Here is a 10,431-nt window from a genome sequence, read left to right as displayed (position 1 = left end):
TCCCACAACGTCGGCTGATCGTTTACAGTTCTGAACACGATGGCCTCGATCCCTTCTAGCCCAAGGGTTCGAGGCCATCCTCTCCACCACCAGCCACCACATCATCGACCGCCACGCTGCGACTTTTTCAGGTCGAAGTACCTAGCGCTGCACCATCCCGAGCACGCCGGCTCGATCGGGCGCGTCTTGTCGATTCCGAACAAGCGAACCGAGGTCAACCTCGTCACCTACCTCAACGAAGACGAGCCGACCGCGCTCCTCGCGGCCTGCGATCAGCGGCGTTGGACCGGCCGGCGCGATCATGCGATGTTCGCTCTCACGATCCAGACAGGGCTTCGGATCTCCGAGCTGATCGGACTCAACTGCGTGGACGTGACCCTTGGCCGTGGCGCCAACGTGCACACCCTCGGCAAGGGCAGGAAGGAGCGGCGCACCCCGCTCACCCCGAGCACGGCCGAGGTCCTCCATGCCTTCCTCGACGAACGGGCCGGAGCACCGAACGAGCCCCTGTTCACAACGAGTACTGGAAGGCGCCTCAGCCGAGACGCCATCGAACATCGGCTCGCCCACCACGTCGCGTTGGCGCAAACGACCTGCCCGTCGATCGGTGCCAAACGGATCACCATGCACACGCTCCGGCACACCGCGGCGATGCGCCTGCTACTCGCAGGCAACGACGTCACCATCATCGCGCTCTGGCTCGGACACGAGCAGCTTGCCACGACCAACATCTACCTGCACGCCGACATGAACCACAAACAAGAAGCGATCGACCGCGTGACCCCGCTCGCCGCGAAACCAGGTCGCTATAGGCCGCCGGACTCGCTGATCGCATTCTTGGAGGCGCTCTGATTATGCCGACACTTTCCCGGCACCCACCCCAGGTGACCAGCACGTCCTCAGAAACATCGGCATAACGCGAACGTCGGCATAATCGTGGTTAAGCCGACATCGGCTTAACCACGACTTGCGGCACACGGGTAACCAGCTCGCGGCGCAGTCGGGGGCGAACATTCGGGAGCTGATGCGGCGCATGGGGCACAGCAGCGTGCGGGCCGCGATGATCTACCACCACGCCACGGACGAGCGTGACCATGCGATCGCGAAGGCGCTCAACGAGCTGATCGAGGCCGAGCGGCTCGCGGAGGGTGACGCGGATTCTACGGATCCCGACGACGGGGACCAGGGGAGCGCCGATGCGCTCGGACCGACCGGCTAATCGCACGTTAATCGCACGGACCTCGGCCAACTGAACATGGCTCCCGACAAGGATCCGCCCCGACCGGCGTCAGTGCTGGTCAGGGGCGGTTTCGGGGTTGGAGCGGGTGACCGGGATCGAACCGGCATAACCAGCTTGGAAGGCTGGGACTCTGGCCATTGAGCTACACCCGCGTCTGCACCATGGTTGCACGGACCCGACGGTGCTCGCGGTAGCGTATCGCCACGGCCTCGGGTTGGGCGGGCCGGCGGGGCGTGGCGCAGCTTGGTTAGCGCGCTGGCTTTGGGAGCCAGAGGCCCCCGGTTCGAATCCGGGCGCCCCGACGAAAAGTCACCGAGGGCCCGACGGAGGGGTCGGGGAAGCGCCGTGACGTCGACGTTGGGTCATGCCCTGCTGGGGGCGCTCGCCAGGGGTCCTCAGACCGGGTACGACCTGTCGCGGCTGCTGGCCCGGCCGGTCAGCTTCTACTGGCACGCGCGGCACAGTCAGGTCTACCCGGAGCTCGCGCGGCTGCACGACGCCGCCCTGGTCTGTTACGAGGTCATCGACGGTCCCGGGCCGCGCGAGACCAAGAGGTACGAGATCACCGTCGACGGGACCGCCGAGCTCCGGCGGTGGCTGGGCGAGCCCACCCCGGCCGAGCCCGTGCGGGACGAGTTCCTGCTCAAGGTCTGGTCCATGTGGCTCGTCGACGAGGCGACGGCGGTGCGCATGATCGAGGGGCGGATGGCGCAGCACGCCGAACGCCTCGCCGGGTTCGAGGTCGAGGTCGAGGAGACGCGCGTGGCGGCCGGTGCGGCGACGGACGAGCCGGGCACCGTTCCGTTCGCCTCCGACGCCCTCCTGCAGCGCGGGATCGCCCACGAACGGATGGCGCATGACTGGTGCGCGTGGCTGCTCGGCCGGCTGCGCGGGTCCGGCGGGCCGGGTGGTGCACCCGGTGGCCTAGACTGACCGCCACGCGGGGGACCGAGCCGTGCGCCGGCGTCGCCCGAGCATGCCTGTCACTCACCCCAACGCAACGAGGAGCATTGCCGCCGTGAAGACCGACGTCGAGAGGCTGAACCCGACGCGCGTACGGCTCACCGTCGAGGTTCCGTTCGAGGAACTCAAGCCCAGCCTCGACAAGGCGTACCGCGAAGTCGCCCAGCAGATCAACATCCCCGGCTTCCGCAAGGGCAAGGTCCCGCCGGCGGTCATCGACCGGCGGCTGGGTCGCGGCGTCGTGCTCGAGCAGGCGATCCAGGACGCCGTGCCGAAGGCCTACGGGGAGGCGCTGCGCGAGGGCAACGTCAAGGCCCTCGGCCAGCCCGAGCTCGACGTCAAGGAGTTCGCCGACAACGCCCCGCTGAGCTTCACCGCCGAGGTCGACACCAGGCCCGACTTCGAGCTGCCCGACTACGCCGGTCTCGACGTCACTGTCGACGACAGCGACGTGAGTGACGCCGAGATCGACGAGCAGCTCACCGGCCTGCGCGAGCGGTTCGCGGTGCTCCGCGGCGTCGAGCGCGCGGCCGCCGAGGGCGACTACGTCTCCATCGACATGTCGGCCGTGGCCGACGGCGTCGAGCTCGAGGACATCAGCGTCAACGGCATGAGCTACGAGGTCGGCCGCGGCGGCCTGGTCGACGGGCTCGACGAGGCGCTCGCCGGCATGGAGATCGACGAGTCCAAGACCTTCCACACGATCCTGCTGGGGGAACGCGCGGGCGAGGAGGCCGACGTCACGGTCACCGTGAAGTCGGTCAAGGAGAAGCAGCTCCCCGAGCTCGACGACGAGTTCGCGCAGACCGCGAGCGAGTACGACACCCTCGACGAGCTCCGCGGCGACATGCGCGGGCGCCTCGAGCGCGGCAGGACCGCGCAGCAGACCAACCAGGCGCAGGAGAAGGCGCTCGACGCGCTCCTCGACCGCGTCGACTTCCCGGTGCCCGACGCGGTCCTCGAGGAGGAGATCGGCAACCGGCGGGGCAACCTCGAGCAGCAGCTGTCCGGCTCGGGTCTCGATCTCGCGGCGTACCTCTCGGCGCAGGGGCAGTCGGAGGACGACTACCTCGCCGAGCTGCGCGACGGCGCGCTGAAGTCGGTGCGTGCCGGGTGGCTGCTCGACGAGATCGCGGACAAGGAGGACCTCTCCGTCGAGGAGCAGGAGCTCAGCGTCCACGTCGCGCAGATGGCCGCCCGCATGGGCGTCGAGCCGCAGGTGCTCGCCGACCACCTGATCCAGTCCGGCCAGGTGGGGCAGCTGTGGAACGAGGTCCGCCGGGGCAAGGCGCTGGAGCTCGTGACCGGCAGGGCCAACGTCACCGACGAGTCGGGCGCCGCCGTCGACGTCACGGCGGCTGACGCGCCGGCCACCGCGACCGAGGGCACCGAGACCGACAGCGCCGAGACCGACGAGACCGACACCGCCGAGACCGACAGCGCCGAGGCCGGCGGGACCGACGAGACGGCGGCGGACGACGAGACCATGGTCGACCAGAAGTAGGACATCCCACCCCGGGTCCGCTGACAGCGAAAAACGCCGGTCGGGCCCTCGGCCGGCGGGTCCGCCCCGCTAGTGTCGCATCGAGATCCGCAGAACGCGGGTGGAGAGCACGGACCACGGTCTCCCCCCGCGTGCCATCCCATCGAGATCGAGCAGGTGAGCCTGGTGACCACAGAGCAGAACGCGCCGACGTTCCACCGGCCCGCGGTCATGACGCCCCAGGCCAGGTCCGGCCAGGCGCCGGCGCTGGGCCTCGACGAGGACGTCTACCGCCGGCTGCTGCGGGAGCGCATCATCTTCCTCGGCAAGGCCGTCGACGACGAGATCGCCAACGCGATCTGCGCGCAGCTGCTGCTGCTGTCCGCCGAGGACCCCGACCGCGACATCTGGCTCTACATCAACAGCCCCGGCGGCTCGGTCTACTCGGGCATGGCGATCTACGACACCCTGCATTTCGTGCCCAACGACGTCGCCACGGTGGCGGTCGGCCTCGCGGCGTCCATGGGGCAGTTCCTGCTCTCCGCCGGCGCCGAGGGCAAGCGGTACGCCACCCCGCACGCGTCGATCCTGATGCACCAGCCGCACGGCGGCTTCGGCGGCACGGCGTCCGACATCGCGATCCAGGCCGAGCAGATGCTGCACATGAAGCGGAAGATGGCCGAGATCACCGCGGAGCGCACCGGCAAGACCGTCGAGCAGATCGAGCGCGACGGCGACCGCGACCGTTGGTTCACGGCCGACCAGGCGCTCGACTACGGGTTCATCGACCACGTCTACCAGAACGCCGAGCAGTTGCCGTCCGGCACCGTCTCCTGACCGCACGCTGTTACCCATGGCATCCCGCACGCCCGCCCACCCGTACCGGAGGACGTTCGACATGATCCACCCGCAGCCGAGCGGCGGTCTCCACCTCCCGGAGCACCGGATGACCACACCGGGACCCGACAGCCGCTACATCATCCCGTCGTTCGTGGAGCGCACGTCGTACGGCGTCAAGGAGCAGAACCCGTACAACAAGCTCTTCGAGGACCGCATCATCTTCATGGGCGTGCAGATCGACGACACGTCCGCCAACGACATCATGGCGCAGCTGCTGACGCTGGAGTCGATGGATCCCGACCGCGAGATCCAGATCTACATCAACAGCCCCGGTGGCTCGTTCACGGCGCTGACGGCGATCTACGACACCATGCAGTTCGTCCGGCCCGACGTCCGCACGATCTGCATCGGCCAGGCCGCCTCGGCGGCGGCGGTGCTGCTCGCCGCGGGCACCAAGGGCAAGCGGTCGGCGCTCGCCAACTCGCGCATCCTGCTGCACCAACCCGCCATTCAGGAGGGCGGCGGCCAGGCGAGCGACATCGAGATCCAGGCCAGGGAGATCCTCCGCATGCGGGCGCTGCTCGAGGAGCTTGTCTCCAAGCACAGCAACAAGGACCTCGACCAGGTCCACCGCGACATCGAGCGCGACAAGATCCTCACCGCGCCCGAGGCGCTGGACTACGGCCTCATCGACCGCGTGGTCACCACGAGAACGACCCCCGGAACGGACTGACCCGGAGGGCTCAGGACGCGTACGCTGAGGGTGTGACGGCTGGGGCGGCCGGATGATCGCGGAACGTGCGACTCGCCGCGCGGCGGGTCCGCACACGGGGTAAGACGAGGTACGGTCGGACGCACGGCGACTTCGGGCGCAAAGGAGAGCAAACAGGTGCCACGCATCGGTGACGGCGGGGACCTGCTCAAGTGCTCGTTCTGCGGAAAGAGCCAGAAGCAGGTCAGAAAGCTCATCGCGGGCCCTGGGGTCTATATCTGCGACGAGTGCATCGATCTCTGCAACGAGATCATCGAGGAAGAGCTGGCCGAGCCTGCGGAGAGCACGCTCGAGAGCCTGCCGAAGCCGCGTGAGATCTACGACTTCCTCAACCAGTACGTCATCGGCCAGGACGAGGCCAAGAAGTCCCTGTCCGTCGCGGTCTACAACCATTACAAGCGGATCCAGGCCGGCAACGACGGCAAGAGCAAAGAAGAGACCGTCGAGATCTCCAAGTCCAACATCTTGATGCTCGGCCCGACCGGTTCCGGCAAGACCTTCCTCGCCCAGACGCTCGCCCGCATGCTCAACGTCCCCTTCGCGATCGCCGACGCCACGGCGCTGACCGAGGCCGGGTACGTCGGCGAGGACGTCGAGAACATCCTGCTGAAGCTGATCCAGGCGGCCGACTACGACGTCAAGAAGGCCGAGACCGGGATCATCTACATCGACGAGATCGACAAGATCGCCCGCAAGTCGGAGAACCCGTCGATCACCAGGGACGTCTCCGGTGAGGGCGTCCAGCAGGCACTGCTGAAGATCCTCGAGGGCACCACCGCGTCGGTGCCGCCGCAGGGCGGCCGCAAGCACCCGCACCAGGAGTTCATCCAGATCGACACGACGAACGTCCTGTTCGTCTGCGGCGGCGCGTTCTCCGGCCTCGAACAGATCATCGAGACCCGCGAGGGGCACAACAGCATCGGCTTCTCCGCCGTGCTGCACTCCAAGCAGGAGGAGTCCAACCTCGGTGAGCTGTTCGGCCAGGTCATGCCCGAGGACCTGCTGAAGTTCGGCATGATCCCCGAGTTCGTCGGCCGGCTCCCGGTGATCACCAGCGTGCACAGCCTCGACCGCGAGGCGTTGAGCCAGATCCTCACCGAGCCGCGCAGCGCGCTGGTCAAGCAGTACCAGCGGCTGATGGAGCTCGACGGTGCCGAGCTCGACTTCGCGCCCGACGCGATCGAGGCGATCGCCGAGCAGGCCCTGCTGCGTGGCACCGGAGCCCGCGGGCTGCGCGCCATTTGCGAAGAGGTGCTGCAGTCGGTGATGTACGAGGTGCCGAGTCGCAAGGACGTCGCCCGCGTGGTGATCACTCGCGACGTGGTCCTCGCCGGCGTCAACCCGACGCTCGTGCCGCGCGAGGTCAGCCCGACGCGGCGGGAGCGCCGCGAGAAGTCCGCCTGACCACAGGGCACTAGGTGGGGCCGCCTGCCCGCACCTGTCGCACGAGGTCGGCCTGCGGGCCCGTCCGTCCGATGACGTGCTGCTCCTCGTACGCGTCCTCGCCCAGGGCGGCCGTGCACGCGGTGACCGTCGCCTTGTGATCCGCCTCCTCCACAGGTGGACGCCGCGCCATGGTTACTGTGTGTAGTCGTGCGGCCGCGCCGAGGAGCCGAGCGGCGAGAGTGGGGCGGGTGTCGACGACCGTCGCCGCGAGCTCCTCGAAGACGCTGGCGGCCCGCCAGCCGTCCCCGAGCTCGACGTGGCGCTCCAGGCTCTCCGCCAACAGCTCCCAGGCGCGGTCCCTGTCGCCCGTCCGGCGCGCGAGCACGCCCAGCATGTTGAGCGACCAGGCGACGCCGTCGGCGAAGCCGATGTCGTACGAGCGACCGAGACTCTCCCGCAGCAGTCGGTCGGCGAGCTCGCCGCGGCCCCGGTACACCGCGGTCGCGCCGAGGTTGAGGAGCGCCCACGTGACGCCCTCGCCGTCATCGAGCGCGCGGAACGTCGACAGGGTCTCCTCGCACAGCTCCTCCGTGCGGTCGAAGTCCCGCGTGAGCCAGGCGACGTAGCCCAGGTAGTTGAGCGACTCGGCCGTCCGCGCGGCGTCGCCGGCCGCACGCCAGTGCGCCAGGCTCTCCTCGTGCAGCCGGCGGGAACGGGGGTAGTCCCCGCGCTCCCTGGCCACGCTGCCGAGCCGCTGCCGCGCCTCGGCGACGCCGCGGTCGTCGCCCTCCCTGCGATAGCGCTCGAGCGCCGCCTCGATGCGATCCGTGGCGACGTCGTAGTCGCACTGGAGGAACGCCAGGACACCGGAGCCGAGCAGGGCCTTGGCCACGTGTGCTCCCTCGGCCGAGCCGGCGAGCGCGCCGTCGAGCCAGTCGCGACCCTCGCCGTACCGGCCCGTCAGGTAGCAGTAGCGCCACAGCGCGCCGGCGATGCGGACGCCGATGCGGTCGCGCTCCTGCCGGGTCCAGCCGAGTGCCGCCCGCACGTTGCCCAGCTCGCTGTCGAGCCGGCGCAGCCACTCCTGTTGCTCGCCGCCGTACAGTCGCGGCTCGGCGCGCTCGGCCAGGTCGGCGACGTACCGGGCGTGCGCGACCTCGAGCGCCCGCTGCTCGCCGCTGTCGCGCAGCCGGTCGAGCGCGTACCTGCGGACCGTGAACAGCAGGAAGTACCGGCCTTCGAAGGTCGGATGCGTGACGGCCAGCGACTTCTCCACCAGGGACGACGTCAGCGTCAGCGCTCGGCGTTCGTCGCCTATCGCCGAGCAGACCGCCGTGGCCGCGGCCAGCGTCCACCCGCCCGCGAACACGGCGAGCTGCCTGAGTCCTTGGCGCTCCTCGTGGGTGAGCAGGTCATGGCTCCACTCGATGGTCGACCGCAGCGTCCGGTGTCGTGACGGAGCGCTGCGCGAGCCGGTCGCGGTGCTCGAGTCGTCGAGGCCGGCGGCGATCTGCCGGACCGTGAGCACGTTGGTCCGCGCGGCGGCGAGCTCGAGGGCGAGTGGAATGCCGTCCAGCTGTTGGCAGATGTGAGCGACCGCGGGGGTGTCGCCCGCGTCGAGTGTGAAGTCGGGGACGAGCTGACGCGCACGGCGGACGAAGAGCCGGACCGCGGGCGAGTCGGCGACGTCGCCGCCCGCAAGGCCGGGGTCGGGCGCGGCGAGCGTGGGCACGGGCCACACGCGTTCGGCGCCCAAGCGCAGCCGTTCCCGGCTGGTGGCGAGGATGCACAGTCCCGAGGTGCCCGCGAGCAGCCGCTCGACGAGCAGGGCGCACGCCGCGACCAGGTGCTCGCAGTTGTCGAGGACGAGCAGCATCGTCCGGGACGCGAGCTCACCGACGAGGGAGTCCTCGACCGACCGGCCCGGCACCGCGCGCAGTCCGGCCGCCGCCGCCACGGCGTGGCCCAGGGCCGCGGGATCGTCGAGCGCCGCCAGCGCGGCCCACCCGATGCCGCCGGGGAACACGTCGGTCAACCGGTGCGCGACGGTGAGGGCGAGCTGGGTCTTCCCGACGCCTCCCGGCCCGGTGAGGGTGACCAACCGGTCGCGCCCGTCGCGCAGTGCCACCTGCCTCCCGCGGTCTGGCGACAGTGCGGCGACGATCGCGTCGCTCTCCTCGTCCCGGCCGACGAGCGGCCCGAACGGCGCCGGTGGGCGGGCCGGGCCACCCGCGTGCCCGGCGTCCACCGCGGTCGCCGCGTCGACCAGTGCGCGCCGGCCGCTCTCGTCGAGCGACAGCGCGTCGGCGAGGACGCGGACGGTGAAGGCGCGCGGGGTGCGGCGCCGGCCCCGTTCCAATGCGGCGACGGCGTCGACGCTCAGCCCGGCGCGGTCGGCGAGATCCTGCTGCGAGTAGCCGGCGACGAGCCGGCACCTCCGCAGCAGGCCGCCGAACCCGGCGTCCCGATCGGCTGCCACGCCGGACCCCCAACTCCGCTGTGGTCCCCCCGGATCATTGACGGTACGTCCGAGCCGCGCGGGTTGTCAGGGACTTGTCAGGGGGACGTGCGGGTGGTGTCGGTGGTCTCACCCGTGCGTAGCTCCCAGGCTGGAGCGAGGGCCCGACGACGGGCCGCACGCATATCGGAGGTGGGCAGTCATGGCAATCGACCAGGCGAAGCTCGAGGAGCTGCTGCACAGGGTGGTCGGGGATCTCGGGGCGACGATCAGCGCCGGCAACTCCGTCGTCGGCTACCGGCTGGGGCTGTTCACGGCACTGGCCGAACGACCGATGACCTCGGCCGAGCTCGCGTCCGCCACCGACACCGACGAGAGGTACGTGCGGGAGTGGGCACGTGGCCAGGCCGCAGGCGGGTACATCACGTACGACCCGGCCGCGGACGCGTACTCGCTCACCGAGGAGCAGGTCGCCGTCGTCGCCGATCCCGACGGCGCCGTGTACGCGCCGGCAGCGTTCCTGCTCTCCCTGGCGGCCCTGCGGTCCGAGCCGCGGGTGACCGAGGCGTTCCGTACCGGCGAGGGCATGGGCTGGCACGAGCACAACCCCGACCTCTTCGTCGGCACCGAGCAGTTCTTCCGGCCCGGGTACCTCGCGAACCTCGTGGCGAGCTGGCTGCCGGCACTCGACGGCATGGAGGAGAAGCTGCGCGCCGGCGGCAAGGTGGCCGACATCGGGTGCGGTCTCGGCGCGTCCACGGTGCTGATGGCGGAGGCGTTCCCGCAGTCGCGGTTCGTGGGCTCCGACTACCACGGGGAGTCGATCGAGCTGGCGCGCAAGCGCGCCGCCGACGCGGGTGTCGCCGACCGGGTGGCGTTCGAGATCGCCACCGCACAGACGTTCGGCGGCCACGGGTACGACCTGGTCACCACGTTCGACGCGTTGCACGACATGGGTGACCCGCTGGGCGCCGCGCGCCATGTCCGCGAGGTGCTGGCGCCGGAGGGCACCTGGATGATCGTCGAGCCGTTCGCCGGTGACAAGGTGGAGCAGAACCTCAACCCGGTCGGTCGCATCTTCTACAACGCCTCGACCTTCCTCTGCGTCCCCAACGCCAAGAGCCAGCAGGGTGAGTACGAGCTCGGTGCCCCTTCCGCGTCTGAGTTCGTGCACCACTTCCTGGTTCTAATACCCGGCCACTGGACGGCTACGTTGATCACCGTTCAGGAGGTAGGAAGTGTCGCAACCGAACTCGGGTCGCAAGCCGCGCAAGCGGCTGGCGCCGTCG

The 10,431-nt window shown here is 69.8% G+C and carries 9 protein-coding genes, 2 tRNA genes and 1 pseudogene; 10 read left to right on the top strand and 2 right to left on the bottom strand.

Annotated elements, in window-relative coordinates; all coding sequences use genetic code 11:
- The first annotated feature begins 39 nt into the window (after positions 1–39).
- Together GEV10_30485 and GEV10_30480 are read left to right on the top strand one after the other, a co-directional pair.
- Positions 40–852 carry a tyrosine-type recombinase/integrase gene (locus GEV10_30485; protein ID MQA82735.1) on the top strand — a complete coding sequence of 271 codons (813 nt, stop codon included), beginning with the start codon at positions 40–42 and terminating at the stop codon, positions 850–852.
- A gap of 115 nt (positions 853–967) precedes the next feature.
- Complete coding sequence (locus GEV10_30480; GenBank protein MQA82734.1) at positions 968–1,219, top strand: hypothetical protein; 252 nt, start codon at positions 968–970, stop codon at positions 1,217–1,219.
- 98 nt (positions 1,220–1,317) lie between these two features.
- Here GEV10_30480 and GEV10_30475 read toward each other — a convergent pair.
- Positions 1,318–1,392 (bottom strand) — tRNA-Gly (locus GEV10_30475).
- Between the two features lie 75 nt (positions 1,393–1,467).
- On the opposite strand from GEV10_30475, the gene GEV10_30470 reads away from it, so the two are divergent.
- From GEV10_30470 to clpX, 7 genes and pseudogenes are all read left to right on the top strand, one after another.
- Positions 1,468–1,542: transfer RNA gene (locus tag GEV10_30470), tRNA-Pro, on the top strand.
- Positions 1,496–1,831, top strand: a pseudogene (locus GEV10_30465) (hypothetical protein). The gene GEV10_30470 and the pseudogene GEV10_30465 overlap by 47 nt, the downstream one beginning before the upstream one ends.
- 66 nt (positions 1,832–1,897) lie before the next feature.
- Positions 1,898–2,173, top strand: a complete 276-nt coding sequence (locus GEV10_30460) for a hypothetical protein (GenBank protein MQA82733.1) — start codon at positions 1,898–1,900, stop codon at positions 2,171–2,173.
- Between the two features lie 85 nt (positions 2,174–2,258).
- Positions 2,259–3,707: a trigger factor gene (locus tag GEV10_30455; protein ID MQA82732.1), complete on the top strand. Its 1,449-nt coding sequence runs from the start codon at positions 2,259–2,261 to the stop codon at positions 3,705–3,707.
- A gap of 210 nt (positions 3,708–3,917) precedes the next feature.
- On the top strand, positions 3,918–4,523 hold the full coding sequence (locus tag GEV10_30450; GenBank protein ID MQA82731.1) for an ATP-dependent Clp protease proteolytic subunit: 606 nt from the start codon (positions 3,918–3,920) through the stop codon (positions 4,521–4,523).
- 109 nt (positions 4,524–4,632) lie between these two features.
- Positions 4,633–5,259 carry an ATP-dependent Clp protease proteolytic subunit gene (locus GEV10_30445; protein ID MQA82730.1) on the top strand — a complete coding sequence of 209 codons (627 nt, stop codon included), beginning with the start codon at positions 4,633–4,635 and terminating at the stop codon, positions 5,257–5,259.
- Between the two features lie 156 nt (positions 5,260–5,415).
- Complete coding sequence (clpX, locus tag GEV10_30440; GenBank protein ID MQA82729.1) at positions 5,416–6,702, top strand: ATP-dependent Clp protease ATP-binding subunit ClpX; 1,287 nt, start codon at positions 5,416–5,418, stop codon at positions 6,700–6,702.
- A gap of 10 nt (positions 6,703–6,712) precedes the next feature.
- Here the strand turns inward: clpX and GEV10_30435 are convergent, their stop codons facing one another.
- Positions 6,713–9,163 (bottom strand): tetratricopeptide repeat protein, encoded by a 2,451-nt coding sequence (locus tag GEV10_30435; protein MQA82728.1) that lies wholly within the window; start codon positions 9,161–9,163, stop codon positions 6,713–6,715.
- A gap of 187 nt (positions 9,164–9,350) precedes the next feature.
- Between GEV10_30435 and GEV10_30430 the strand changes: the two genes are divergently transcribed.
- On the top strand, positions 9,351–10,431 hold a 1,081-nt coding region (locus GEV10_30430), incomplete at its 3' end, for a methyltransferase domain-containing protein (GenBank protein MQA82727.1).

The organism is Streptosporangiales bacterium, assembly GCA_009379955.1.
GTDB lineage: Bacteria > Actinomycetota > Actinomycetes > Streptosporangiales > WHST01 > WHST01.
This window is presented reverse-complemented; position numbering and strand designations above follow the sequence as displayed.

Bases quoted from the DNA above. Each gene is read 5' to 3' on its own strand.
- GEV10_30450 (MQA82731.1), top strand. From the start codon at position 3,918: ATGACGCCCCAGGCCAGGTCCGGCCAGGCGCCGGCGCTGGGCCTCGAC.
- GEV10_30460 (MQA82733.1), top strand. From the start codon at position 1,898: ATGTGGCTCGTCGACGAGGCGACGGCGGTGCGCATGATCGAGGGGCGG.
- GEV10_30445 (MQA82730.1), top strand. From the start codon at position 4,633: ATGACCACACCGGGACCCGACAGCCGCTACATCATCCCGTCGTTCGTG.
- GEV10_30485 (MQA82735.1), top strand. From the start codon at position 40: ATGGCCTCGATCCCTTCTAGCCCAAGGGTTCGAGGCCATCCTCTCCAC.